Genomic DNA, 26,565 nt, shown 5'->3' on the forward strand with positions numbered 1-26,565 from the left:
ACCGCGCTATGGCAGATCGATGGCACCGCGATGGTCGGTCGGCGGCTCCAGCAGCAGCACCGACGGCACACCCGCCGGGTCGGCCCAGCGCAGGAGCGCGTAGCCGATGCCGGCCAGGCCGCTCATCAGCCCCGGTGTCTCCACTCCCCGGGGCACGCCGCACCGCCAGTCACGATTCTCGATGTCCACGACGGCGGTCGCCGCGATCGCGGCGGCGCGCCGGGCCGCCTCGTCGTCCCCGAGGGCTCGGGCGGCGGCCAGCGCCGCCTCGGCGTTGCCGAGGTCCCCGTGGCAGATCGAGTGGTTGTGCAGCAGGTTGCTCGGCTCCAGCGCCGCCGTCAGCGCACGCCGCAGGTCGTCGCGCACCAGCGCGTCGTCGGTGGCGTAGCCCAGGAGTTCGGCGCGGGCCATCGCGACCCCGGCCGCGCCGTGGCACCAGGCGACCATGGAGTCGCCTTCTGGCGTGTCCGGGCGTAGGTCGCGCCAGTTGCCGGTCGCCTCGTCGTATGCGGTGCGTTCGTAGCGCAGCGCCGCGTCGACCGCGTCGCGATGCTCGTGCGTCCCGGTGTACCGGTCCCATCGGGCCAGGGCGGTCGCGATACCGGACGCGCCGTGGGAGAAGCCGGCCAGCGGCGTGTCCGCGTAGAGGGTGCCGGACCAGCCGACCCCGTCGCCGACCGGCCGTGCACCGCTGAGCGTGTGCCGGGCCAGCGTCCGGGCGCCGTCGAGCAGGCTGGGGTCCGCGGTGACCCGGTGCAGCGACAGCAGGGCCAGCAGCCCGCCGGCGCTGCCGTTGATGATGTCGTACTCGCGGCTATCGGTGGCGTGCGTGACCATCGACGCGGCCAGGCCCACGGCGGTGTCGACCAGGTCGGCGCGGTCCAGGACAGCGGTGAGGTGGCTCAGGGCGTACACCGAACCGCCCAGGTGGTCGAAGCCACCGACGCCCGCGGTCGCGGTCGGGCCGGCGAGCCAGCTCCGCGCCTCGCGGAGCATCATCGTGGCGGCCCGGTCGGCGGCCTGTCGGTAGACAGTGTCGCCGGTGACGTCCGCCAGCCGGGCGAGGAACAGGGCGATGCCACTGATGCCGTTGTAGAGGTCCATCGCGCTCGGGCCGAGCATCCACACCTTGTCGGCGATCAGGCTCAGGCCCAGCCAGCAGATCCGGTCGTCCTCGGTGAGCGCGGTCGCCAGCAACCGATCCCCGATGATGCGCGCCGCGTCGACGAAGCGCTCAGGTGCGACCGTCGCGGGGGCAACAGGCGAGTGCACGACAGTCGCGGGTACGACCAGCGGCGGCAGGACCACCGCGCCCGGGCGGCTCGCTGGACGCCACCGTGACGGGTCTCCCATGATCAGCGCGGTGAGCGAGGCTTCGATGATCCAGCTCTGCTGGGCCAGGTGGTCTTCGGACATGCCCACCAGTCGGTCGCGGACCGCGTCCAGGCCGGTCTGGCGCAGTGCCCCCGGCACCACGGTGCCGTCGCCGCCGGTGAGGTCCGTCGACGACGGTGTGGTCACGAAGATCGGCACGTCGCCTGCGTACATCTGGGCCAGTTCCGCGGCGATGAGGAGGTCGCGGTCCTCGCGGTCCTCGTGCCCGGCCCACAGGTTCTCGAAGTACCGGTCCCGGTCCAACGCGTCCCGCAGCAGGTCCGGGTGCTGCGCCTCGGCGAGCAGCCGGACGTACGACTCGGTGGCGCGCAGGACCACCCGCACCTCGTCGTGCGCGAACGCGGCCAACGGGCCGGACGGCCCCAGCAACTCGTCCCGGTGTCGCAGCAGGATCCGGTAGAGCGTGCGGTATCCGTCGCCGATCTCGGGCGCGAACTCCGTCACGTCCAGACGCTGCTCGCCGAGGGTGGGCAGGTTCCCCGAACCGGGCAGCGGGACCCGCCGCCGGTCCAGGCGCATCTCGTCGGTGCCGAACCCGTCCCAGACCGTGACCGGCCGGGCGGTCAACTGCCCACCGGCCCCGGACATCCCGCTCATGTCGAACTGGTTGACCTGGTTGCCCTCGGTCCAGAGCACGGGTGCCGGCAGCAGCCCCACAGTGACGACGGACCTGCTCATCAACCCGACCCCGACGCTCTGCAGGTAGCCCGCCTGGTCACCGATCGGCCGCTCCCACTGCCAGTTGTGCAGCATCGCCTCCAGATCGATGAGCATCGGGTGCTCACCGGAGGCGATCACATTCTCCTGATGGAAATCCGTCGCGCCGAGGGCCTGCAACAGGGCCAGGAGCGCGCCCTGCCGCCGATGGAACCGGCCGAGGGCGTCGCGGTCGGCGCAGGGTCCGCTCTCGACGAACTCGGTCCACCCGTACACCTCGCGGTCGACGACCCAGAACGTCCGCAGCGCGGGGTGCGCGCCACGCTCGTTGAGCCAGGCCAACAGGTGTTGGAAGTGGCAGTCGACCTGGAGGCGCCGGGGCTTGTACATCACCCGCGCGCCGGTCGCGAAGCGGACGACCGCCACCGAGCGACCGCCCCGATGGTTGTCCCCCGCCCCGAAGCTCACCTCGGCCAGGTCGCCGAGCGAGTCCGGCCCGCCGCACCGGTCGGACAGCTCCGCGTGGTCGGCGACGACGCGCTCGGCGAACTCCAGCCGGCTGGCCTCCCAGTTGTCGACGACCCGCACCAGATCCCGGGCCAGCACCGGATATTCGCGCAGTAGGCGCAACGCGTGCTGCGGCTGCTCCAACCGGTGCAGGAAGTCGTGGAAGCGCTCGTGCGGGCTGCTCCCGGACAGCTCGCCCCGGATCCGCAGCACGTTGAGTTCCAGCGCCATCGTCCGGGCCACCAGCATGTTGACGGTGTCGACCGGCCCCGGGCCCAACCGCGTGGTCAGCGCCTCGGCGGACAGGTGCGGGTGGCCGTCGACGAGCGCCGCCACCCGCGCGCCCAACCGTTCGAGTGCGGCGGCGATCAGTGGCGCGACGAGCGCCGCGAATCCCGCGCTGTCATCGTGTCCGGCCGCGCCGTGGCCGGGCGCCACAGTGGCGGCCGGATGTCGCCGCGCGGCCTCGACCAGCCGCCGGGCGTAATCCGGTGCCGTGTCGAACCGGGCCCGAACGGTCTCGGGCTGCTCGCCCAGGACCCGGATCAGACCGGCCTCGTCGAGCCCGTGCTGGGCCAGCCGCTGCGGGATCAGGTCGGGCCGCCTCGCGTGCACCGGCTCGTCCAGCCACATCTTCAGCCGGATCCGGCCGAGATCCTCGTCGACGGGGCCGGTGGGCACCGCGCCGGTCAGCCGCTCCCGCAGGGAGTGACCCAGAAACCATCCGGCGTCCCCCGGCTGCACCGGGGCAAGGCCGTCGTCCATCTGCTCCGCCTCACCGCGCGGCATCGCCGCGCATCACGTGGTGGTGGCCGCCCGTGCCCGGGCGGGTCCTTCGGGAAAACGGCCCGACACCCAGGGCGGGCCCAGGTCGCCGCGCAACATCGAGGTGTACGCCGCGAGCAGCGCCGGGGTCGGCTCGACGCCCAACTCGGTCGCGAGGCGGGTACGGAAGGCGCCGAACACATCCATCGCCTCGCCCTGCCTGCCGGTCTGGTACAGGGCGGTCATCAGCATGATCGCCAGCCGTTCCCGCAGGGGATACTCCGCCTGCAAGGCGATGAGCGCGGGGATCGCCCGGTGGCAGTCGCCCAGCCGCAGGTGCAGTTCCAGCCGGTGTTCCAAACAGACGACGCGGCGTTCGAGCAGGTGTTGCCGACGGCTCTCCGCGTACGGACCGGTCAGGCCCGCCAACGGCTCGCCCGCCCAGCTCTGCTCGGCCTCGGCCAGTAGCGCCGCGGCCCCGGCCAGGTCGCCGGCCGTCTCGGCGGCAGCCGCCCGCTCAACCGCGTCGTCGAAGTCCGCGACGTCGGTGCGGGCCGACCCGAGACGCAGCCGGTAGCCGATCCGGGAACTGTCGATCGCGGGACCGTCGCTGCCGACGCACGCCGCCTGGAGCGTGCGCCGCAGCCGGTAGATGTACGGCGGGATCAGCTTCGTGCCGGTCGCCGGGGCCTGGCCGCCCCAGACTCCCTGCAGGATCGACGCCGGTGTGACAACGCGGTTCGCGTTGAACAGCAGGATCGCGAAGACCGCCTGTTGCCGGACGGGCCCGAGGTCGAGCCACTCTCTGCCGACCTCGGCGTGCAGCGGGCCGAGGGCGAGAAACCGTACCCGCGTCACGGCATCGCACCGCCCGCACCAGGACTCGTCATCGAGGTCTCCTCCCTACCGGCGGCCGGGGGACCGCACACAGGCGACGAGGCACGGCACCCACCCGGTCAGCTCTGAATCCGGCGGTGCCGCTGGATCGAAGATCATCGTGTCCAGGGGATGGTAGGACGGTCGGCGTACAACTCGCGTACATCGCCCGTACGAACAGCGCGCAGCGAGGAGCGGTGCTGCCGGTGAGTCATCAGGTGACTCACCGGCAGCACCGCGATCAGCAGGTCTTACGCGTGGACGTCGCTCACTCGGGCGGCTTGGCCCCCGACTGCTCGCTGACCATGTACGCCGCGTACCAGTCGGGCCAGTTGTCGTCGTGCTCGCCGGTACGTTCCTCGTGCTCACCGTGCGCGGCCGCCGCGCGCCGAAGCGCGCTCGCCAGGTCGCTCGTGGAGCCGAACGACGTGAGGCCACCCTCGATGCGTCCGGGAAGCCTGGTCGTGATCTCCTGCATCAGCCAGGTGTTGCCGTCCGGGTCGCGCAGCGTGGCGCGCGAGAAGTAGCTGCGCCGCTGCGGGTCCGGCCCGTCGACCGGGCCGTCCGGGGTGACGTGGAAGACGTCGCCGACCTCGACACCGGCGGCGGCGAGTGTGTCGTGGGCAGCCTCGATGTCGGACACGATCAGGTACGCCATGGCCGAGCCGGGTGCCGCCGACGTGAGCCCGGGGCCGAACTGTACGGAACACGGGGAGCCGTGTGGCGTCAACTGGACGATGCCGGGCGGGGTCTGGTCGAGCCGCCACCCGAGCCGTTCGTAGAACGCCTTCGCCCGGTCGACATCCGAGACCGGGATGACGATCACCTCAAGCTTGACGTCCAGGCTCTCGATGCGCGACGTCGCAGTCGCCTCGCCCTGGGTCACTTTCGGGCTCATCGCCCCTCCCTTTCTGATCATGACGCTGCTGGATGCGTCAGTGCTCGGCGCCGGCCTCCCGGCATCAGCCCGGCGCCATCCTGGTGGCCCTGCGCACGCCCAACAGGGCGACCAGGGCGAGGAGGATGACGGCGACGGAGTACTCGTCGGCGGTCCTCGGCAGGCCGCCGGCGTAGACCACGAGGAAGCCGGCGATCACCGTGGGGAGACCGAAGCCGACGTAGCAGACGACGTAGAGCACTGACAGCACGCTGGCGCGTTGGTGTGCCTCGACCAGCGGCATGACCGTCTTGAGGCTGCCCTGGAAGCCGCTGCCGAAGCCGACGCCCCCGAGCGCGAGGCCGACGAAGAAGACCGGGATGGACTGCGCCATGACGGCCACCAATGTGACGATCATGCCCAGGATGAGCGCGACTATCCCGGTCAGGATCACGGTCCGCGCGGCGGTGTTGCGCTGGACCAGCACGGCGATCGACCCGAAGACGGCGAAGACGAAGAGAACCAGACCGCCGACCACGATCGACGTGTTCATGAGGCTGCGGATCAGCGCCGGGCCGAGCGCGCCGAAGAACCCGGCCAGCGCCCAGACCGCGAAGAGCACCGGGATGACGACCAGGACCGGTTGGCGCACCGAGCGGGGCAGCGTGATGTCCGGCCGGAGGCTGCCTCGGGCCCCGGCCATCGGGGTGACCGTCTCCGGCATCAGCGCGACCCCGACGGCCTGGATCAGCAGGATCACGAGCAGCACGACGTACACCAGTCGCGTCGGCGCGGGCAGGAACTGGATGAGGAGCGCCGAGAGCAGGGCGCCGCTTCCGGTTCCGATGCCGGGGGCGATCGAGTTCGCGAGCGTGCCCCGGGCCCGGTCGATGTCGAGCATGGCGGCGCCCACCGCGCCGGTGGCGGCGCCGGCTGCCAGCCCCTGCACGAGGCGGGCGACCAGCAGGGCCGCAACGCCGTTGGCGACGATGAAGACGACAAGCGCGAGCATCTGCACAGCGATCGCGACGGCCAGCACCGGCCGCCGACCGACGTGGTCGGACAACCTGCCGAACGTGAGCAGCGACGCCAGCACCGCCAGGGCGTAGACGGCGAACACCACAGTGGTGGTGACCGGCGAGAAGTGCCAGCGTTCCTGGTACAGACCGTAGAGCGGGGTCGGGGCCGCCGACGCGGCCAGGAACGACACCAGGACCGACGCCAGCAGCACCAGGGAGACCGTCGGTGTGAGTCGGGCCCGCCCCGCGATAGGCATGTCGGTGCTCCTCGGCTGCGTGGAAGGCGGTCAGCCCGTGCGGTCCGCCGGCCCCGGGGGCTACGGCGGCGTACCCGGTTGACGCCGGCACATGCCAGCTCAGCCCTCGGTGTCCGGGCCGGTGGCGGGGAGGCTCGCCACGCCGCGGGCCAGCGCGTCTCGGAAGTCGCGGTACCGGTCGGGGCCGAGCGTGTCGGCGAGTTTCTGCTCGATCAGGTGCACGAAGCCGTCGGAGGCCGCGATGAAGCGGAGACCCCGATCCGTCGGCACGATCAACTTTGCCCGGCGGTCGGCTGGGTCGGGCGTACGCCGGACGTAGCCCAGCCGTTCCAACTCGTCGAGGATCGCGCCCATCGTCTGCTTGTTGCGGCCGGCCAGCCGGGCCAGTTCGCCGGGGCGGGTGCCCTCGGCGTCCAGGTACGCGAGGACCGCGCCGTGGCGGGGCCGGACGTCGTCGAACCCCTGCTCCGCCGAGCGTCGGAAGATCTCCCGCTGGACACGCGCGGAGAGCTGCACGGCCAGGATCCCGAGGTCAGGGTCCTGCTCCTTCAGTGTGCTGCGCTTCATAATTTGGTCCAATCATTGGACGGTACAAGTTTTGGACTATATCGTCGGTGCCGGCGACCGGTGGTCCGACCTCGGTCCGCCTGACCGAGGAGGATGACCATGACCATTCTGATAACCGGGGCAAACGGCACCGTGTCGCGGGAGGTGCTGCGGGAGTTGGCCGGCAAGCAGCCGCTGCGCGCCCTCGTCCGGGACGCGTCGCGCACGCCAGGGCTCGATGGGGTCGAGTACGTCGTCGGCGACCTGGACCGCCCCACCACACTGACCGCCGCTTTCGAGGGCGTGACGACGCTCTGGCTGCTGATGCCGATGGGCCCACTGGCACCGAGCCAGAGCATGAACGCGGTGTGGGCGGCCCGGCAGGCCGGCGTCCGGCACGTCGTCCGGCTCTCCGCGATCGGCGCCGCGCACGACGCGCCCACCCGCAACGGCCGCCTGCACGCGCTCTCCGACGCGGAGCTACAGGAGTCCGGTATCCCCTGGACCATCCTGCGACCGAGTCACTTCATGCAGAACCTGCTCGGCGCCAAGGCCGGTGAGCACCTCTACGGTCTCTTCGGTGACGCGCGGGTCGGCCTGATCGACGCCCGGGACATCGCCGCCACAGGGGCAACGATTCTCGCCGCGCCGGAGCAGCACCAGGGCAAGATCTACACTCCCACCGGCCCGGAGAGCATCACTCTCGACCAGGCGGCCGACGAGATCGCCCGCACCCTCGGCGAGCCGGTGCGCTACGTGCCGCAGAGCCCGGAGCAGGCACGCGACGGCCTGCTCCAGGCCGGCCTCGACCAGTGGTCGGCCGAGGTCCTCGCCGAGTACCGGGTCGCCTACGGTTCCGGGTGGGGCGACTTCACCAACGACCACGTCGAGCGGATCGTCGGCCGGCAGCCGCGGAGCTTCGCCGAGTTCGTTCGCGATCACCGCGAGCACTTCGCCAGCGTCTGATCCGTCGACAGCTCGGCGCGGTGCCCTCCGGCGCGATTCCACCGGAGGGCACCGCCGCTCGTGCCCGGCCGGCGCCCCTACAGCTCGGGGTGGCCGAAGAGTCCCGGCAGGCCGCCGGTGTGCACAAAGACGACCCGGTCGCCGTGCGGGAAGCTGCCGGCCAGCAGCGCCGCCATCGCCCGACCGGTGTACGTCGGATCCAGGAAGACCCCCTCCGTACGCGCGGTCACCTCCAGCGCCGTCCGGACGGCGTCGGTCAGCGTGCGGTATCCCGCACCCACCTGGGTGCCGTCGATCCGCAGCGCGTCCGGTTCGACCTCACCGACGAGCAGCCCGGCGACGGTCGCCCGGGGGTCGGGCACGGCGCCGACATCCACGCCGACGACCCGCTGCGCGCCCAACTCCCGCACCAGGCCGGCCATCGTCCCGCCGGAACCGAGCGCCGCCACCACCTCGACCCCGTCGGCGTCAGGCAACTGGGCCCGCAACTCCCGACCGCAGTCCACATAGCCCTGGATCGACGCGGGTGAGGTGCCGCCGAACGGGATGACGTACGCCGATCGTCGCTCCGCCTCGACCGCCACCACCTCGGCGAGCGGACTGTCTCCGGCCCAGACGATCTCCGCGCCGGCGAGCCCGTCGAGCAGCAGGTTGCCTCGTCGACGCTCCGGGGGCGGGCCGGCGAGCACCAGCACACAGGAGAGGCCGAGCCGCGCGGCAGCGGCAGCGGTGAGCCGGGCGTGGTTGCTCTGCGGCGCCCCCGAGGTGATCAGCGTGGTGGCGCCGTCGGCGATCGCCTGCGCGCAGGTGTACCGGAGCTTGCGGATCTTGTTGCCGCCCCCGCCGAGGCCGTTGAGATCGTCGCGCTTGAACCAGAGCTCGGCCAGCCCCAGCCGGGCGGCGAGCCGGGGTGCGGCCTCCAGCGGCGTCGGCCACGTACCGAGGGGAACGGGTGTGATCATCCGTGCAGCTAAACACTCCCCGGCCGCGCACGCAGCTTCCTGGCCGTGGGCGCTCTTCCGGGGGCTAGGCCCGGCGTGCTGCTGCCCGGGGCAGCGGACCGACGTCCGAGTGGCGACCGGGACGCAGCGCCGCGTGCCGCTGCCCGGGACCCGCTCCGTCGCGGGCGGCGAGCGCGTCGGCCACCGCTCCGGTGGCGAACGCGTAGATGGACTTGTGCAACACGTCGATGGCGAGTTCGGGGCGGGGCCAGGTCAGTGGGGGCGCCCCCACGCCGGTGGCGTTCTCCAGGATCTGGTCGTTGGTCAGGCGCACCGCCGTGAACATCGTCGAAGCCCAGGTGCCCCGCAGCCCGGCCTGCGCCATGACACTGCGCAGCACGCCGACCAGCGCGCCCTGGCCATAGTGCATCGCCAGGTTCTGCCAGCGGGGCTGCTGCCCTGAGGATTCCGACAGGCCGGTCAGCCTGACCAGAACTCGGGCCGGCACGTAGGAGTCGGGCCGACCGGTCAGCCGCTGTTCGATCTTCTCGGCGGCTGTCATCACCGCAGCCCCGGCCAGGCCCGCCACCAGCCCCTGCCACACCGCTCGCTTCAGCATGGTTCAGCCCTACCCACGGCCCAGGCACCCACACCCACGAAGTTCAAGACCCTTGGGAGGTTCCCACTGCCTGGGCGACCAGGGCCTCCGCGACCTCGCGCACCTTTCGGTTGGTGTCCTGGGAGATCTTCGACAGCAGCGCGAACGCCTCCTCCGACGAGCACCGCCGGCTGCCCATGATGATTCCCTTGGCCTGCTCGATCACGGCTCGATTCCGCATCGCCTCCTGCATCTGCGCGGCCAGCGTGGCGGCGTTCTCGTACAGGTGCGCGTTGGCCAGTGCCACCGCCGCATAGGCGGCGAAGCCCTCCGCACTGGCGATCGAGGACGGATCGAACGCGTTCGGCGAATCGCTGTAGACGTTGAGCGCGCCGACAACCGAGCCCTGGATGGGAAGCCCGATGGAGAGGGAACTCTGCACGCCGGCGGCGCGAGCCCTCTCCGCCCATGCTGGCCAGCGCTCTTCGGTGTCCATGTCCGGCACGGAGATGGTGTCACCACTGGCGGAGGCATCCAGGCAGGGGCCCCGGTGCTGCTCGTACTGCCACTCGTCCAGCTGACGGGCCAACTCGCCGGTGAATGCCCCGGTCCAACCGACCCGACCCCGCACCAGGGTGACAGTCACCTCTCTCGTCCCGGCAATGCTTCCCTTGGCGAGTTCGGCGATCCGGAGCAGCATGTCGTCCAGGCTGATCTCGTCGAGCCTGACCCGGCCCAGCTCGGCCAACGCGTCGGCGGGATCCATCCTCGGCTGCGTCATCGCAGCGTCCTACCCCCTGAATCAGCCGCTCACACCCTGCCGAGGGTTTGGCGGCCCGCGTTCCCACAGATCAGCTTCAGCGGGTCGGGGCCGCGTGTGGCGGGCCAGCGCTCGGACGCCTACGCCGCGCGGGCTGACCCCCGGTAGCGTCGACGGTCATGGCCACCAACGTCGACGTGCGTCGGGAACTCGCCACCCTCGCCGATCCACGTCGAGCCGAGGCGTCGAGCCGGTTCCTCCGGATGGTCCCCGGTGGGTACGGCGAGGGCGACCGGGCCCTCGGTGTCTCAGTGCCCGACCAGCGCACTGTGGCCGCCCGGTTCTGGCGCGACCTCTCGCTGGCCGAGACGACGAAGCTGCTCATCGACGGCGCGCACGAGGAGCGGTTGACCGCGCTGTTCATCCTGGTACGGAAGTTCGCCCGGGGCGACGAGCAGGAGCGGGGTCGGATCTTCGACATCGTCCTGGCCAACACCGACCGGATCGACAACTGGGACCTGGTGGACTCGTCCGCGCCGTACATCGTCGGCCCCTGGCTACTCGACAGGGACCGGAGCGTCCTGGACCGGTTGGCCGATTCGAGCCTCGTGTGGGAGCGGCGCATCGCCATCATGGCGACCTTCGCCTTCATCAGGGCCGGTGACTTCGCGTGGACCTTCCGACTCGGCGACCGGCTCCTGCACGACCCGCACGACCTCGTCCGCAAGGCGGTGGGCTGGATGCTGCGCGAGGTGGGCAACCGGGACAGGGCGGCGGAGGAGGAGTTCCTCGCCCGCCGCTACCGGGTCATGCCGCGGGTCATGCTGCGGTACGCGGTCGAGAAGTTCGAACCGCAGCGTCGCCACGACTACCTGTCCGGCGCCGTCTGATCGACCGGCCCGGCCGGTGGGATGGGAAAGTTCCGGTTGAAGACGTTGTCCGGGTCGTAGCTGGCCTTGATGGCACGCAGCCGACCGAGGGTGGGCTCGGGCCAGGCGTCCAGCAGTCGAGCCGGATCGGTGTCGCTCTCGAAGCTGAGATACAGGCCGTCGAGGTGCGGGTACAGCTCGGCCCACAGTTTGTCGAGTTGGGGCCGGCGGTCCGGGACCGTGGCGGCGAGTACCGAGAAGTTCTGCTTCCGGTGCGGGTAGGCGGTCGCGTCGCGGGCGACGTCGTTGACCGCCCCACCGACGGATCGCAACTGCATGATCATCACATCGCCGGAATGGATCATGTTTTCCATCAGGTCGGCCGCCTGCGGGGTGACGTGGTGCAACAGACCGCTGCGGGTGTCCCTCAGCCCCTGCCCCCGATGCTGGTTGCCCGGCGGCACGACGATCGCCGGGTACGGCACGAGCTGGGCCTGCTGGTCGAGGATCGGCCCGATCTCCAGGAACGGGCTCAGGGCGGACTGCGCCGCCTCGACGTCGTCACCGGCGTAGACGAGGGTGACCTGGGCGGCCGGGGGGTTGCCACGGCGGCCGGGAAAGAGGGAGAGGAAGCTCGTCAGCTCCCGTGGCGCGTCCTCGACCAGTTGGCCCCACCGGCGCAGCAGTCCGGCGGTGTCCGTCGCGTCCGCGACGAGCTGGGCGTGGACGACCGTGTCGACCTCGTACGCCTCCAGCTCCAGCGCGGTGACCACACCGAAGTTTCCCCCGGCGCCGCGGATGGCCCAGAACAGGTCGGGGTGATGCTCGTCGTCGGCGCGGAGCAGACGGCCGTCCGCGGTGACGATCTCGGCGGCGACGACGTGGTCGATGGTCAGGCCGTGCTTGCGCGCCAGGTACCCGACGCCAGCGGTGGTGGCGAGACCACCGACGCCCACGTCTCCGTAGTCGCCCGAGCTCATGGCCAGGCCGTACGGGGCCAGCGTCTGGGCCACGTCGCCCCACCGGGCACCCGGCTCCAGGCGCACTCGACGGGTCGCCCGGTCGAGAACCTCGACCTTGTTCATCCTCGACATGTCGATGACGACTCCCCCGTCGTTCGTCGACCGGCCGCTGATGCCGTGCCCGCCGCTGCGCACCGACAGCGGGACATCCTGCGTCCGGGCGTACGACACGGCGTCGACCACCTCGGCGGCGTTGCGCGGACGGATCACCAGGGCCGGCGAGCCGTGCCAGCTGTAGGTGTGGCGTACCCGCTCGTACTCCTGGTCACCGGGCTCGACGGACCTGGCGGCCAGCGACGGCGGCAGCGCGTCGTAGTCGAGGCCGGGGTGCCGCTCGGCCAGCGCGACGGTAGTGCGGACCGGCCCGCTGCCGACCTCACCCCCGGCGCGCTCCTTGGCGACGGCCTCCCGCAGCGCGGGGGCGATCTCCTGCCCGAGGGTCTGGATGAGGCGTGGGTCGTCGCGCCCGATCAGGAACGTGCTGAACCCCTCCTCGATGACCAGCGGAAGGAGTTGGTCGACCCACTGCTCCACAGGCCCCTGGAGGAAGCCGCGGCTGCGCGACGAGACGTCGACGGTGAACAGGTTGAGCAGCCGCCGGATCTCCCAGGGCTCGCGGCCCGCGGCGATGGCCGCGTCGTCGATGAGCCGGTTGGCGGTCACCCGGTCCGGAGATCGCAGGTATTCGAGCGTCGGCAGCCAGCCGTTGGCCTTCTGGCCGGTCAGTGCCAGCATCTTCGGCTGGTACGCGCCGAGCCAGATGTCGATGTCGTGTGCCGGCTTCGGGCCGCGCTGCATGCCGGGCACGGGGTAGTACTCCCCGTCCAGCCGCAGCGGCCCGGTGGCGGTGTCGTCCCAGACGCCGCGCAGGACGTCGATCGCCTCCCGCAGCGCCGCGACTCCCTGCCCCGCTGTCAGCCGACGTGCCCCCATGCCCGCGATACCGTCCCAGAACGCGCCGGCGCCGAGGCCCAGTTCGAATCGGCCGTGCGACAACCGGTCCAGGCTCGCCGCGGCCCGGGCCAGCACGGCCGGCGGGCGCAGCGGCAGGCTGAGGACGTTCCCGGAGATCCGGAGCCGCTCCGTGCGGGCGGCGACCCAACTCAGCAGGGTCCAGGTGTCGAGGAACTCCGCGTTGTACGGGTGGTCCTGGAAGGTGACCAGGTCCAGTCCCGCGGCCTCGGTCAACTCGGCCAGCGCTACCACCTGATCCGGGTCGTGCACGCTGGGTGTCAGGAACGACCCAAACCGGAGTTCGTGCCCGTAGTCCGACATTGCTTCCCCATCCACGCGATCGTTTGATCAACTTATCATGTTTAGAATCTATCGTTTGTTGAACAACCTATCTTCGCCGCCAATCATTCCTGGGTGCGGTGATGTCGGATGATGATCAACGCGCCGGCCACTAGCATCGGGACATGTCCGCGAGCGATCCGTGCGAGCTGCCGGCCGACCGCAAGCGCGGTTCGAACTTCGGTTGGTCGCTGGGCATGGTGCTGCGCAACTGGCACGAGCGCGTCGAGGAGCTGCTGAAGGACCTGCCGCACGGCAGTCGCGGCTATCACATCCTGGCCGTCGTCGTGCACGAAGAGGTGCCCACGCAGGCCGCCCTGGCCGCTCGTCTGGCCATCGACCGCAGCGTGCTGACCTACGTCATCGACGACCTGGCGAACGCCGGTCTCATCGAGCGCAGGCCCGACCCCCAGGACCGGCGGGCCCGACGGGTGGTGGCCACCGAACGCGGACGCCAGACGCTCGCCGAGGCCGAGCGGCGGGTCGCCCACGCCGAGGACCACGTGCTGGGTGGGTTACCCGAGGAGCAGCGCGAGGTCTTTCGCGACCTCGCCGCCCGGGCCGCCGAAGCGATCCATGCCGCCGCACCCGCCACGGACCCCTGCGTGGCGGTGCGGAGCGTCCTTCCTCCCACCGACCAGTCCGGCTGACCGTCAGTGACCGGGCGGCGGCGTAGCCACCAGGGACGACCCACCCCGGCGCCGACCGCCGCCGCACGACAGCGTCAGCGCTTGCGGCCCACCCCGCCGAAGGCGTCGATGTCGGCCGGCGTGTCGACCGCGTCGTCCGGTCGCCACTGCGGGCACGGCACGACGCCGGGCTCGACCAGCTCCAGACCGTCGAAGAAGCCGGCGATCTCGCTGGGAGAGCGCAGGGTGTACGGAGTCGCGCCGCTGTCGTTGTAGTCGTCCTGCGCCTGCTGTATCTCGGCGCTGATCAGGCTCGTGCCGTCGTTCAGCGAGAGGTAACTGCCGCTCGGCAGCGCCGTCACCAACTGCCGGGTGATCGAGCGGGCCGCCTCGTAGTCGGGCACGTGGCCCATGACGCCACTGAGGATGAGGCCGATCGGCTGCGTGAAGTCGAGCGTCTTACCGGCCTCGGCGATGACCGCGGCCGGATCGTGCAGGTCGCCGTCGATGTAGGCGGTCCTGCCCTCGGGCGTGCCCACCAGCAACGCGCGCGCGTGCACCAGCACCAGCGGGTCGCTGTCGACGTAGACGATCCGCGCGTCCGGGGCGATCCGTTGGGCCACCTCGTGCGTGTTGTTGGCGGTCGGCAGCCCGGTGCCGACGTCGAGGAACTGGCGGACGCCCGCGTCGGCGGCGAGGAACATGATCGAGCGAACCAGGAACTGCCGAGAGGCGCGGGCCACGTCGACGACGCCGGGGAAGACCTGGCGATACTGGTCCCCGGCCTCGCGGTCCACAGCGAAGTTGTCCTTGCCGCCGAGCCAGTAGTTCCAGATCCGCGCCGAATGCGGCACCGACGTGTCGATCTTCTGCTGCACGTCGGCCTCACCAGCCTCGGGCCGGCCGGTCGTCGGCGATTCCATGGTCACGACGAAACCCCCATGTCGAACGCGTACGCGACGTCGTCGCGGGACGGCCCAGTCGAGGAAGTGGCCACCCGTGACCGTGCCACGGTATAGAAGGCCGAGGATTCGCACCACACCCGGTCGCTCCACAGCAGACCCGACCCGGCTGATCCCTCGCGCGAGGGAGTGACGTCCCCTCCCAGCGGGGTCCGCCCACCCTGGGACGACGGCAGGATCGGTCCATGACGACATCGACACGAATCGTCGGGCGGAGCGTCCATGGCCTGACGTACGCAGTGCTCGGCTGGGCCGTGGCATACGGGGGCGTGCGTCTGGCCTGGACGGTCGGCGAGGCTCCGGGGTTCGGGCGGCTCGGGCTGGACCTGCTCGGCTTCACCGGCTGGTGGTCCGTCGCGTTGTGTGCGGCCGCGGGCGGGCTGGCGGTTGCCCTGGACCGGGTGGCGACCTGGCGACCGGCGATCGCGGGGCTCGCCTGGACGGTCGCCGGAGCGCTGGTCGCGGCAGCCGCGATCCTGCTGCCGGAGTTGGTGGGCTTCCTGCTGTTCACCGTCGGCCCGTTCTTCGACCCGCTGGCGTTCGTCAGCCGGCTGGCCTGTGTCACCGGAGCGGTACTGCTCGCCCTGAGCACCGCGCGTTATCAGCGGCGCACCCGTGGCGACTGCCCAGCCTGCTGCCGGACGGTCCGACCGGGTACGCGGCGCTCGGCACCCGCGCGGCGGGCGCGCTGGGCGGCGTGGGCCGCTGTGGGCGGTCTCGTGACCCGCTTCGCGGCCCAGTTCGTGGTGGGGTTCGACCGCGTCGACCAGAGCGCCTCGCTGCTCGGGCTGGAGATCGGCCTGGTGCTGGCCGGAGTGCTGTTGCCACTGGCGCTGGTGTACCACTGGGGTGAGGTCTGGCCGGGGTGGGTTCCGCTGCTCGCCGGGCGCACCATTGCTCGTCTGCTGCTACTGGTGCCCAGCTTCGGGCTCGGCGCGGGCATCGTGGCCTACTTCGGCATGGGGATGGTGCAGGTGACGTCGGGCTCGCACAGCGAGTTCTCCGACGCGTTCCTGTGGGTGGCGATGTCGGCGTACCTCGTCATGGGGGTGGGCCTGGTGATCGCGTCCACGGACTACCACCTGCGCACTCGCAGGCAGTGCGGTGCCTGTGGCCGGTGACGGCACCATCGCACCCGGGCCGATTGCATTGACAGGAATCGTTGGACGAATTAGCTTTCTGGAATCGACACCTGGGAGCGCTCCCAATTCTTCGCCGCCCACACCATCGCTGAATCTCGCCCGCAGACGAGCCCTCCCGAGGCGTGGAAGCCACCACCACTTTCAGGAGGAGTTTCATGAGAAAGAGAAGAGTGACCAACGCCGCCCTGGTAACGGCCGGCGCCGTCCTGCTGGCCTCGGCAGCGGTCGCCGTGGCGATGCCAGCGGGGGCCGCAGCCGCCGGCTGTTCGGTCACGTACAGCGTGTCGTCGCAGTGGCAGGGCGGCTTCGGCGCCAACGTCGCCATCACCAATCTCGGTGACGCGGTGACGAGTTGGACCCTGACCTGGAACTACAACGCCGGACAGACCGTCACGCAGGCGTGGAACACGACGCTGACGCAGAGCGGCACCGCCGTCACCGCCAAGAACGTCAGCTACAACGGGGCCATCCCGACCAACGGGACCGTCTCGTTCGGCTTCAACGGCTCGTGGACCGGCAGCAACCCCGATCCGACGACCTTCGCGTTGAACGGGGTGGGCTGCACCGGTGGCACCGAGCCGACCCCACCGCCGACCGACCCACCGCCGACGGACCCGCCGCCGACCGGGCCGGCGGACATCACCGTGAACAGCGCGACCAAATACCAGACGGTCGACGGGTTCGGGGCCGCGCATTCCATCTGGGGTAGCGCCTGGTCGACGGCGGACACGCAGACGCTGGTCGGGATGGGCGCCAACCAGTTGGGGCTCTCCATAGTGCGGACCGGCCTGTCGCCGGAATCCAGCGAGTGGGCGACGCACGTGAACTCGTTGAAGACGGCGAAGTCGTACGGGTCCAACGTGAAGATCCTCGCCTCACCGTGGACCGCGCCGGCGGCGTGGAAGACCAACAACAGCCGGGTCAACGGCGGCAAGCTGAGGACCGACTACTACGACGACTACGCCAACCACCTGAACAGCTACGTGCAGTACATGCGCGGCCAGGGCGTACCCATCGACGTCACGTCGGTGCAGAACGAGCCGGACTGGCACCCGGACTACGACTCGATGGACTGGAGCGGCACCGAGCTGCGCACCTTCGTCCGCGACCAGGGCACCAAGGTGCAGAACACCAAGCTGATGGTGGCCGAGGCGGTGAACATGAACTACAACTTCACCGACCCGACCCTCAACGACGCGACCGCCCGCAACAACATCGGCTACGTCGGCGGGCACCTGTACGGCACCGAGGAGTCGGGCCGACTGCGGCCGTACTCGCTGGCGCAGCAGCACAACAAGCCGGTGTGGATGACCGAGTGGAACCTGCACGCCGCCGACGGTGGCGGCTCCAACATCTGGGGCAACCCCGCCAACGCGGCGGTCTGGAACGAGACCCTCGACGACATCATGCGCACCGTGCACAAGTCGATGGAGGCCAACTGGAACGCCTACATCTGGTGGTACGGCAAGCGCTACTACTCCTTCATCGGTGACGGCGAGTCGGCGTTCGGGACCGTCGCGGGCGCTCCGCTCAAGCGCGGGTACGCCTTCTCGCAGTACGCCAAGTACGTCCGCCCCGGCTACCAGCGGGTCGCCCTGTCGAAGAGTTCGAAGGCCTCGCCGCTGGAGGTCACGGCCTACCAGGGGGACGGGAAGATCACCCTGGTGATCCTCAACCGCTCGAACAGCGCGGTCAACAACGCCGTGATCCAGGCCCCGCAGAACGTCAGCCGGGCCGAGCACTACCTCACCTCGCAGAACGCCAACGCGGCCAGCCAGCCGACCAGCGTGAACGGCGGTCAGGCCACCATCAACGTCGGCGCCCGCAGCATCTCCACGCTCGTCTTCACCCTCTGAACACCACTCCCCCGAACACCGTCGACGTCACGGGAGCCCCGGCCACACGCCGGGGCTCCCGCCCGTCGGCGGGCAGCCGGTCCAGATCGTCGGCTGTTCAGGGAGCGGTCGGCGGCGCCGTGCTCTGCCGCACCACGAGCTTGGGGACGACCAGCGGCAGACGCTGCGGCACCGTGTCGTCGATGGCCTGGGTGACGGCGGTGATGGCCCGCCGACCGACAGCGTCGAAATCCTGCTGGATCGTCGTCAGCGGCGGGATGAGGAAGGGCGCCTCGGGGACATCGTCGAATCCGACGACGGAGACGTCGTGTGGCACCCGCCGCCCCCGCTCGTGCAACGCGCGCAGCACGCCGATGGCCATCTGGTCGTTGGCGGCGAACACCGCAGTGGTCGCGCGCATCGCACCGATCCGCAGCCCGGCGGCGTAGCCGCTGTGCGCTCTCCAGTCCCCCTCGACCGGCTCCGGCGGGCGTAGGCCCGCGGAACTCATCGCCTGACGCCAACCTTCGAGCCGAGCGCGGGCCTCCGCCCAGTTGAGCGGGCCGCTCACATGCACGATCTCTCGATGCCCGAGGTCGAGGAGGTGCTCGGTGGCCATCCGGGCGCCGAGCACCTGATCGACGCCGACTGTCACGCTGGCCCGGGACAGATCGCCCTCCACGACGACGAACGGAACACCCGAGCGCGTCATCCGCACCACCTCGAGGGCCTCGTCGTTGCCGGCGATCATCACGACGCCCTCCACGCCGACGCGCATGAGGTGTTCGGTGGCGTCGCTGAGCGCCCGCACCGTCACCTCGGAGAGGCTCACCGAGGTGGCGAAGTAGCCGGCCGCGCGGGCGGCGTCCTCGACGCTGCGATGGATGCTCGTCGGGCCGAACAGCGTCCTGGCCGTGCCGATGATGCCGATCATCCCGGACCGTCCGCGCACCAGCGCGCGGGCGGCCGTGTTGGGACGGTAGTCGAGCCGTCGGATGGCCTCGAGGACCCGCTCCCGCGTCTCGCGCCTGATGCTGGGTGCCCCGTTGATGACCCGGGACACCGTCTGGTGTGACACGCCCGCCAGGCGAGCGACGTCGGCCATGACCGGGGGCCGGTCGGCCGCTGTCACAGCGGCCTTTGCGTGAACTCGCACTGGCGGGCCGTCCGTTCTTCCATGGAATCAGTTCCTCGTGAGCCTCGTCCGTTCGTGGCCGTCAGTGTGAGTGACGGGGCACCGCGCTGCCGCTGCCACCGACGAGGAAGTCGAGGTCCGCGCCGCTGTCCGCCTGCAGGACGTGCTCGCTGTAGAGCCGTACCCAGCCCCGGTCGGCCACCGGCTTCGGAGGCTGCCAGGCGGTGCGCCGTTGGGCCAGTTCGGCGTCGTCGACGAGGAGTTCCAGGCGGCGCGTCGCGACGTCGACGGAGACCAGGTCACCTGTGCGAACCAGCGCGAGCGGGCCACCCACTGACGCTTCCGGTGCCACGTGCAGGATGCAGGTGCCGTAGCCGGTGCCGCTCATCCGAGCGTCGGAGATCCGCACCATGTCCGTGATGCCGTCCGCGAGCAACCGTCGGGGCATGGGCACGTTGCCCACCTCCGGGAAGCCGGGGTAGCCCCGTGGTCCGGCGTTGCGGACGACGATCACCGTGTCGGGGGTGACGTCGAGGTCCGGGTCGTCGGCGGCGACGACGTACTCCTCGATCCGGTCGAAGACGAGCGCCGGGCCGGTGTGCGTGAGGAGGTGGGCGGAGGCGGCGGAGACCTTCAGCACCGCCCCGGACGGCGCGAGCGAACCGCGCAGCACCACGGTGCCCGAGCCGGCGGGCTGGAACGGCTCCTCCATGCTGCCGATCACGTCCCGGTTCCAGCACTGGGCGCCGTCGACGTTCTCCGCCACGCTCCTGCCGCTGACGGTGATGTGGTCCATGTGCAGCAGCGGGGCGAGTTCCTTCATCACCACCGGGAGGCCGCCGGCGTAGAAGAAGTCCTCCATCAGGTACGTCCCGGACGGCATGAGGTTGACGAGCATGGGCACGTCGGCGGTGAGGGTGTCGAAGTCCTCCAGCGACAGGGGGACGCCGAGGCGTCCGGCGATCGCGAGCAGATGTACGACGGCGTTGGTGGAGCCACCGATTGCGGCGTTGACCCGGACGGCGTTCTCGAACGCCTTCCTGGTCAGCACCGAGGACAACCGCTGGTCCTGTTCGACCATGGCGACGATGCGGCGTCCGGCGCCGTGCGCGAGCGCGTACCGCCGGGAGTCGACCGCCGGGACGGCGGCCGACCCCGGCAGCTGCACACCCAGCGCCTCGGTCACACAGGCCATCGTGGACGCCGTACCCATTGTCATGCAGTGGCCTCGGCTGCGGGACATGCCGACCTCCGCCTCGGAGCAGTCGGCCGCCGTCATCCGACCGGCCCGCATCTCCTCGGTGAAGCGCCAGACGACAGTGCCCGAGCCGATGTCCTGGCCGCGGAACTTGCCGTTGAGCATCGGGCCGCCGGTCAGCATAAGGGTCGGCAGGTCGACGCTCGCCGCTCCCATCAGCAGGCCGGGGGTGGTCTTGTCACAGCCGGACAGCAGCACCACCCCGTCGAGCGGGTTGGCGCGGACCGACTCCTCCAACTCCATTGCCAGCAGGTTGCGGTAGAGCATGGTCGTGGGTCGCATCAGCGGCTCGCCCAGGCTCATCGCCGGGAACTCCAGCGGCAGGCCCCCGCTCTCCCACACGCCCCGCTTCACCGACTCGGCGAGGTCGCGCAGGTGCGCGTTGCAGGGTGTCAGCTCGGACCAGGTGGTGGCGATGCCGATCACCGGGCGACCGTCGAAGACGTCGTCCGCGAAACCCTGGTTGCGCATCCAGGACCGATGGATGAACCCGTTGCGGCCTTCCGCACCGAACCACTCCCCGCTGCGCAGCGGTCGATTCGTCGTCGACATCAGCACACCTCTCTGTCATCCGTCCGGCCGCGTCCTGCGCGGCGATCAATCGCGTGTGGTGGGTTGGCTGGTGGCGTTGGCGCGGCCTACCGCAGCCCTCCGACGGAGAGGCCGCCGCGCCAGTGTCGTTGCAGGCTGAAGAACGCGATGATCAGTGGGATCACGGACACCAGGGAGCCCAGGATGATGAGGCTCCACAGCGAGGTGGTTCCCGCGTTGTTCGCGGACGCGATTCCCTGCCAGAGGCCAAGACCGACGGTGACCGGGAAGAGCCGGTTGTCGGAGAGCATGGCCAGCGGCAGGAAATAGTTGTTCCAGGACGCCACGGCCGACAGGAGCAGCACGGTGACCACCGCGGGACGCATCAGCGGGAGGGCGATCTGAAGGAACGTCCGCACCTCTCCCGCACCGTCGACCCGCGCCGCGTCCAGGAGTTCGTCGGGCACCGCGTCGCGCGCGTACACGTGCATCAGGTAGACGCCGAACGGGTTGAGCAGCGACGGGAGGATCACCGCCCAGACCGTGTTCGTCAGGCCGAGCCGGGAGAACATGATGAAGGTCGGGATGACCAGAGCGGTGGCGGGCACCATCAACGCGCCGAGCACGATGGCGAAGCTGAAGCGTCGGGCGGCGAACCGGTACTTGGCGAACCCGTAGCCGGCCATGACCGCCAGGACGGTGGCGCCGACGCCGCCGGCGATGGCGTAGAGCGTGGAGTTGAGCATCCACCGCAGGTAGATGCCACCGTCGTAGGTGAAGAGCTGCCGCAGGTTCCCGATGTAGTCGATCTGGTCGGTGAACCAGAGGGTGTTGCCGCCGCCGAACAGGCCGGGTGCGTCCTTGGAGCTGTTGACGATGACCCACCAGAACGGTACGAGGAAGTAGATCACCAGGAAGCCGAGGAGGATCTGAAGCGGGAGATAGCGCTGCGGTCGGCGGGCGCCGGCGCGGACGCTGGTGTGGTCGGTCATCAGAGGAAGCTCCTCCGCTTGCGGGTGAAGAACAGGAAGGCGTACACGCAGATGAACACGAGCCCGCCGAGGGCGAAGGAGATCGCGGACCCGTAGTTGAAGTTGGCGAGCGAGAACGCCTGTTGGTACGCGTACATGTTCGGGGTGAAGTCCGAGCCGATCGTGCCCGCGGCGAGGTATCGCAGGATCTGCGGTTCGTTGAAGAACTGCAGGGTGCCGATGAGCGAGAAGACCAGGATGAGGATCAGGGCGGGCGCGATCAGCGGGATCTTGATCCGCGTCGCGATCTGCCACCGCCCGGCGCCGTCCATCCGGGCCGCCTCGTAGAGCGTCGGGTCGACGCCCTGCAACGCCGCGTACAGGATGATCATGTAGTAGCCGGCCCACTGCCAGGTGACGACGTTGAGCAGCCCGTAGAAGATCAGGTCACTGCTCAGGAAGTCGGGTGCGGTGGCGCCGAACAGCCCGAAGATGTCGGTGAGCGGGCCGAAGCCCCGGCTGTAGAGGAACCCCCACATCACGGCCCCGATCACGGTGGGGATCGCGTACGGCAGAAAGATCATGAGGCGGGAGAAGCGAGCGAACAGTGTGGTCACCGAGTCCAGGATGAGGGCCAGCGCGAGCGCGATGACGATCTGCAGCGGGATCGAGACCAGCGAGAAGCGGATGACGAACCACGCCCCGGACAGGAAGCTCGGGTCGGTGAACGCCTTCACGTAGTTGTCGAAGAGAACGAAGCTGGTGCCGCCGATCAGCTTCTTCTGAAAGAGACTGAGGTACAGCGCGTACCCCAGTGGCGCGATGAGGAACGCCAGGAACACGATCCCGAACGGCCCGACGAAGAGCCACCCCATCAGGTGTTCGCGGAGGTGCACCTTGCCACGGATCTTGCGCGTCTCAGGCTGAGTACGCGGTGCGCGCTTCTCGGTCAGGGATGTCATCTTGGTCTCCGGGACGTGGACGCTGAGGGGGGCGGGTGGGCCGGCCGGCCAGTGCCGGCGCGGCCCACCCATCCGGTCACTGAACGGTGAAGCCTTGTTCCTTGGCGTACTTCGCCACGTCCTCCTGGAGCCGGTCGGCAGCCTGCGAACCGGTGACGGAGCCCTTGATGATCTCGCTGACCTGTTTGGTCATGGCGTCGAGGTAGTACTGACCGAAGGGGGCGTACGCGACACCCTTGTAGGCCTCGGCGGCGGGAAGGTAGACCTCCTTGTTCGCCTGCTGGCCGTTGAAGAAAGCCACCTTCAGGTCGACGAACGCGGGGTCCTTGAGCGCCGTGAGGTTCAGCGGGAAGATGATCTGGTTGGTCCAGCCGTCGGTGAGCGACTCCTTGTCGGCGTAGAGCCCGTAGGCGACCTTCGCGGCCAGCTCCGGCTTCTTCGCCTGCTTGGTCACCGAGAAGGCCGACCCACCCCAGTTCACCTGCACCGGGTTGGCCGGATCCCACTGCGGCAGCGGCGCCACCGCGAACTTGCCGGTGTCCTGACCCTTACCGACGCCCGCGCCGGTGAGGTAGCCGGGCGCCCACGCCGCCGAGATGTACGTCGCGTAGTTGCCGTTGATCACGCCGGAGATGTACTCCGGGGTGAACTGGTCCTGCGTGCCGACCAGGCCCTTCTTGGCGAGGCCACCCCAGTAGTCCAGCACGTCCTTGGACGCCTGGTCGTTGAGCTTCACGCCGATCGCCTTCGGCTGCGCGGGGTCGTAGGTGAAGGGCGCGGCGCCCTTCTGGATCTGCAGCGCCATGGTGAGCGCCGGGACGTTCGCGCCGAGGTCACCGAACAGCGGGCCGCCGGCGTCCTTCACCTTCTGCGCGGCCTGCTCGTACTCGGCCCAGGTCTTCGGCGGCGTGATCTTGTACTTGTCGAAGACGTCCTTCCGGTAGATCATCGCCGCCGGACCGCCGTCGACCGGGACGCCGTAGACCTTGTCGCCGACCGACACGTCCTTCCAGGCGCCCTCGCCGTAGTTGGCCTTGACCGCGTCGAAGCCGTACTGCTTGATGTCGACGAGCGCGCCCTGGATCTGGAACGTCGGGATCCGGTCCGCCTCGACCATGATCACGTCAGGTGCGCCGGTGCCCGCCGAGATGGCGGTCTGGAACTTGTCGTACTCGTCGCTGCCCTGGCCGACGTTGGTCCAGCAGACCTGCACGTCGTCGTGCTGCTTGTTGAAGTTGTCGACGACGAGTTGGGTGTTGGGGTACCAGCCCCACATCGTCACGACCGGCACGTTCTGCTTGGTGATGGTGTTCGTGCAATTGCTCGCGTCGCTGCCGCCCTCGTCGGAGGAGCAGGCGACGAGGCCGGTCCCCGCCGCGAGCATGGCTACCGTGGCGAGTATTCGTCTTCTCTTCATTGAGATGGTTCCCTTCGGCGATGGCGGTGCACTGCATCCATGCGCTGGCGGGCGCCACCGGAAGCAGGAAGCCCTGCTCCCGGTGGCGTCGCCGGCGAAGGCTCCTAGCGCTTGAACAGACGGGGCGCCAGGTCGATGAGGTTCTTCTGCCACACGTCCCAGCCGTGCGGCCCGGGGGTGACCCCGTCGAACTCGTAGCGGATACCGAGGTTGTTCAACGTGGTCAGCGACGTCATGAAGCTCGGGTACACGAAGTCGGTCTGGTCACCGACGTAGAGGCGCAGCATCTTGGTGCCGTTGTTGATCGCCGCCACGTCGACGCCGGCGCCGCTTCCGAAACCGGCCGAGAACGCGGCGACGTAGGCGAATTCGCCCGGGTAGGCCCGCAGCACCCCGAACGCCTGCCCGCCGCCCATCGACAGGCCGGCGAGGGCCTGCTGCGACGGATCGCTGGAGATGTGGTAGCGGGCACGGGCCGTCGGAACGATGTTCTCCCGCAGTTCCCGGTTGAAGTTCGACGAGTTGCCGTTGCCCATCACGACGACCATCGGCGTGAGGTCGCCGTCGAGGAACTGATTGTCGAGGATCTGCTTGGCGCGGCCCATCTCGACCCAGTCCGTGTAGTTCTGGCCACCGCCGTGCTGGAGGTAGAGGACGGGGTACGGCTGCGTCCGGTTCGGGTCGTACCCGGGTGGGGTCCACACCAGCGCGGTCCGGTCCTGGCCCGCCACCGTGCTGGCGTAGGTCATGTTCTCGACCTTCCCGCCACGACCCGCGGGTACGTCCGACAGCAGTCGGGCGCCCGGCCCGGGGATGAAGAAGGTGCTCCACATCGGCTCGGTGGTGACGGTCGTCGGGTTGGAGGTGTCCTTGACCGCGACCCGGTCCACGATCAGCCGGTAGTAGTAGAACCAGGGCTTCAGTGGGCCCACCGTTGCCCGCCACCGGTCACCGTCACGGGTCAGTGGCAGTCGCAGCCAACTGCCGCCCGGCGCGACGTTCGCCCAGACCGTGACGTGCTGAGCGTCAGCGAAGTCCGTGGTGGTCTCGAGGGTGACGAACCCGTCCTCGGTGACGAAGGGCGTCGGGGTGGTGCCGGCCGGCGGCGGGGTGAACTCCCGCTTGAGCGGCTGGTGACCAGGGCTCGGCCCGTGGTCGGCCACGTGCCGGAACAACCGCGGCACGAAGTCGACGAGGTTCTCCTGCCAGGTGGTCCAGGTCGCGCCGCCGTCGGGGTTGACCCCGTCGAACTCGAACCGGACGTCGGCTCGACTCAACGCCTTCGTCAGCCGGTAGGTGGTGTTGTACGCGGGATCGGTGACGTTACCGGTGTACAGGCGCAGCAGCTTGACGCCGCGGTTGATCGATTTAGCGTCCTTGCGGTCGATCTCCGGAGCCGAGGTGCCCGAGAACGAACCGACGTAGCCGAACCGACCCGGCTTGGTGAGCGCTGCCCGCAACGCCTGCGTGCCGCCGTCGGACACGCCCGCGATCGCCTGGTGCGCCGGGTCGCGAAGGACCCGGTAGTTGTCGGTGACCGCCTTCCGGAGGTCCTTCAACTCCTTGTCGTCCGAGGCGTCGGCGTTGTTGATCACCACGACCATCGGGCTCATGGCACCAGCGGCGGAGAGGTTGTCGAGGATCTGCTGGGATCGTCCAAGGTCGAGCCAGTCGCTCGCGGCCACACCGCCACCCGACTGCAGGAAGAGCGCCGGGTACCCCTTCGGGCCCTTGGCCGCGTAACCCGGTGGCGTCCAGACCAGGGCGGAGCGCTGCGCGTTACTGCTCCGATAGGTCAACGTCTCGATCTTTCCACCGGTGCCGGCGGGCGCGTCGAGCAGCCACCGCGCCGAGTCTCCAGCGACGAGGAAGGTGCTCAGGAGCGGGTTGGACGCGACACTGGTGCTGTTCGTCGGGTCCTTGATGCTCTTGGTGTCGTCGGCGGTGAGCTGGTAGTTGTACAGCCCGGGCTCCAGCGCGCCGAGAACGCCCGACCACACGTCACCCCGACGGGTCAGACCGAACTCCGCCCAACTGGCCGACGGACCGAAGTTTCCCTCCACGACGACCTGCGAGACGGTGCCCAGGTTCTCCTGGACGTACGCCGCCGGGACGGCGAACGTGGCGTAGCGGTCCGCGGAGACGTCGAGCCACGGCGTGTCCGCCGCTGCTGCTTGCGGCGCGATGAGCACCGCCGCGGTGGCGATGACCCCGGCGGTGAACGCCGCCGAGAGCCGCCGGCGTACGCCCAGACGGCGTAAGCGCCCATGATACTGTTCGGTAGTCACACTCCACTCCTTTCATGTGCCGGCAGCGGATGCGACCCGACTGACCGGCTCAACTCAACTGTGGATCTGGCCGTGTGTGCTGGTGCA

General features: G+C 69.9%; 21 protein-coding genes. 5 read left to right on the forward strand and 16 right to left on the reverse strand.

All coding sequences use genetic code 11. The annotated features are described in order from the left end of the window. Window positions 1-6: 6 nt before the first annotated feature. The 5 genes from OHB44_RS20960 to OHB44_RS20980 all read right to left on the reverse strand — a co-directional run bounded on the left by OHB44_RS20960 (window position 7) and on the right by OHB44_RS20980 (window position 6,932). Window positions 7-3,348: a type 2 lanthipeptide synthetase LanM family protein gene (locus OHB44_RS20960; RefSeq protein WP_330437950.1), complete on the reverse strand. Its 3,342-nt coding sequence runs from the start codon at window positions 3,346-3,348 to the stop codon at window positions 7-9. A gap of 9 nt (window positions 3,349-3,357) precedes the next feature. Continuing rightward, the gene (locus OHB44_RS20965; RefSeq protein ID WP_238684003.1) at window positions 3,358-4,182 is read right to left on the reverse strand and encodes an AfsR/SARP family transcriptional regulator; all 825 of its coding nucleotides are present in this window, start codon (window positions 4,180-4,182) and stop codon (window positions 3,358-3,360) included. A gap of 286 nt (window positions 4,183-4,468) precedes the next feature. Beyond that, complete coding sequence (locus tag OHB44_RS20970) at window positions 4,469-5,098, reverse strand: VOC family protein (protein ID WP_238684004.1); 630 nt, start codon at window positions 5,096-5,098, stop codon at window positions 4,469-4,471. A gap of 64 nt (window positions 5,099-5,162) precedes the next feature. Further along, the gene (locus OHB44_RS20975; RefSeq protein WP_330437951.1) at window positions 5,163-6,353 is read right to left on the reverse strand and encodes an MFS transporter; all 1,191 of its coding nucleotides are present in this window, start codon (window positions 6,351-6,353) and stop codon (window positions 5,163-5,165) included. Between the two features lie 99 nt (window positions 6,354-6,452). Continuing rightward, window positions 6,453-6,932: a MarR family winged helix-turn-helix transcriptional regulator gene (locus OHB44_RS20980; RefSeq protein ID WP_266302023.1), complete on the reverse strand. Its 480-nt coding sequence runs from the start codon at window positions 6,930-6,932 to the stop codon at window positions 6,453-6,455. Window positions 6,933-7,019: 87 nt separating this feature from the next. Here OHB44_RS20980 and OHB44_RS20985 point away from each other — a divergent pair, with 87 nt between their 5' ends. Continuing rightward, on the forward strand, window positions 7,020-7,865 hold the full coding sequence (locus OHB44_RS20985; RefSeq protein ID WP_330437952.1) for an SDR family oxidoreductase: 846 nt from the start codon (window positions 7,020-7,022) through the stop codon (window positions 7,863-7,865). Between the two features lie 77 nt (window positions 7,866-7,942). Here the strand turns inward: OHB44_RS20985 and OHB44_RS20990 are convergent, their stop codons facing one another. The 3 genes from OHB44_RS20990 to OHB44_RS21000 form a co-directional block, all read right to left on the reverse strand. Beyond that, entirely contained in the window at window positions 7,943-8,827 is an 885-nt protein-coding gene (locus OHB44_RS20990) for a pyridoxal-phosphate dependent enzyme (RefSeq protein WP_330437953.1), read from the reverse strand. Window positions 8,828-8,891: 64 nt separating this feature from the next. After that, the gene (locus OHB44_RS20995; protein WP_330437954.1) at window positions 8,892-9,425 is read right to left on the reverse strand and encodes a hypothetical protein; all 534 of its coding nucleotides are present in this window, start codon (window positions 9,423-9,425) and stop codon (window positions 8,892-8,894) included. 43 nt (window positions 9,426-9,468) lie between these two features. Further along, the gene (locus OHB44_RS21000) at window positions 9,469-10,185 is read right to left on the reverse strand and encodes a GAF and ANTAR domain-containing protein (protein WP_330437955.1); all 717 of its coding nucleotides are present in this window, start codon (window positions 10,183-10,185) and stop codon (window positions 9,469-9,471) included. Window positions 10,186-10,343: 158 nt separating this feature from the next. Here OHB44_RS21000 and OHB44_RS21005 point away from each other — a divergent pair, with 158 nt between their 5' ends. Then, window positions 10,344-11,054 (forward strand): DNA alkylation repair protein, encoded by a 711-nt coding sequence (locus OHB44_RS21005; protein ID WP_330437956.1) that lies wholly within the window; start codon window positions 10,344-10,346, stop codon window positions 11,052-11,054. Here OHB44_RS21005 and OHB44_RS21010 read toward each other — a convergent pair. Next, window positions 11,033-13,330 (reverse strand): LLM class flavin-dependent oxidoreductase, encoded by a 2,298-nt coding sequence (locus tag OHB44_RS21010; protein ID WP_330437957.1) that lies wholly within the window; start codon window positions 13,328-13,330, stop codon window positions 11,033-11,035. The genes OHB44_RS21005 and OHB44_RS21010 overlap by 22 nt on opposite strands. Window positions 13,331-13,473: 143 nt before the next feature. On the opposite strand from OHB44_RS21010, the gene OHB44_RS21015 reads away from it, so the two are divergent. Further along, window positions 13,474-13,998 carry a MarR family winged helix-turn-helix transcriptional regulator gene (locus OHB44_RS21015; RefSeq protein ID WP_238684013.1) on the forward strand — a complete coding sequence of 175 codons (525 nt, stop codon included), beginning with the start codon at window positions 13,474-13,476 and terminating at the stop codon, window positions 13,996-13,998. A gap of 74 nt (window positions 13,999-14,072) precedes the next feature. On the opposite strand, the gene OHB44_RS21020 is transcribed toward OHB44_RS21015, so the two are convergent. Continuing rightward, on the reverse strand, window positions 14,073-14,900 hold the full coding sequence (locus OHB44_RS21020; protein WP_330441263.1) for an SAM-dependent methyltransferase: 828 nt from the start codon (window positions 14,898-14,900) through the stop codon (window positions 14,073-14,075). Between the two features lie 224 nt (window positions 14,901-15,124). Here OHB44_RS21020 and OHB44_RS21025 point away from each other — a divergent pair, with 224 nt between their 5' ends. Together OHB44_RS21025 and OHB44_RS21030 are read left to right on the forward strand one after the other, a co-directional pair. Further along, a complete protein-coding gene (locus OHB44_RS21025) occupies window positions 15,125-16,060 on the forward strand; it encodes a hypothetical protein (RefSeq protein ID WP_330437958.1) in 936 nt (311 codons plus the stop codon). Between the two features lie 176 nt (window positions 16,061-16,236). Further along, window positions 16,237-17,937 (forward strand): cellulose binding domain-containing protein, encoded by a 1,701-nt coding sequence (locus tag OHB44_RS21030; protein WP_330437959.1) that lies wholly within the window; start codon window positions 16,237-16,239, stop codon window positions 17,935-17,937. Between the two features lie 97 nt (window positions 17,938-18,034). Here the strand turns inward: OHB44_RS21030 and OHB44_RS21035 are convergent, their stop codons facing one another. From OHB44_RS21035 to OHB44_RS21060, 6 genes are all read right to left on the reverse strand, one after another. Next, window positions 18,035-19,021: a LacI family DNA-binding transcriptional regulator gene (locus OHB44_RS21035; RefSeq protein ID WP_330441264.1), complete on the reverse strand. Its 987-nt coding sequence runs from the start codon at window positions 19,019-19,021 to the stop codon at window positions 18,035-18,037. Window positions 19,022-19,133: 112 nt separating this feature from the next. Further along, window positions 19,134-20,861 carry an IlvD/Edd family dehydratase gene (locus OHB44_RS21040; protein ID WP_330437960.1) on the reverse strand — a complete coding sequence of 576 codons (1,728 nt, stop codon included), beginning with the start codon at window positions 20,859-20,861 and terminating at the stop codon, window positions 19,134-19,136. An 86-nt stretch (window positions 20,862-20,947) separates the two neighbouring features. Then, window positions 20,948-21,832: a carbohydrate ABC transporter permease gene (locus OHB44_RS21045; protein ID WP_238684017.1), complete on the reverse strand. Its 885-nt coding sequence runs from the start codon at window positions 21,830-21,832 to the stop codon at window positions 20,948-20,950. Next, a complete protein-coding gene (locus OHB44_RS21050; RefSeq protein WP_112589083.1) occupies window positions 21,832-22,773 on the reverse strand; it encodes a carbohydrate ABC transporter permease in 942 nt (313 codons plus the stop codon). The genes OHB44_RS21045 and OHB44_RS21050 overlap by 1 nt, the downstream gene beginning before the upstream one ends. 76 nt (window positions 22,774-22,849) lie before the next feature. Beyond that, window positions 22,850-24,190: an ABC transporter substrate-binding protein gene (locus OHB44_RS21055; protein ID WP_238684018.1), complete on the reverse strand. Its 1,341-nt coding sequence runs from the start codon at window positions 24,188-24,190 to the stop codon at window positions 22,850-22,852. Window positions 24,191-24,294: 104 nt separating this feature from the next. Further along, entirely contained in the window at window positions 24,295-26,478 is a 2,184-nt protein-coding gene (locus tag OHB44_RS21060) for an alpha/beta hydrolase (protein ID WP_330437961.1), read from the reverse strand. Window positions 26,479-26,565: the final 87 nt, after the last annotated feature.

Source organism: Micromonospora sp. NBC_00821 (genome assembly GCF_036347035.1).
GTDB classification, from domain to species: Bacteria; Actinomycetota; Actinomycetes; order Mycobacteriales; family Micromonosporaceae; genus Micromonospora; species Micromonospora hortensis.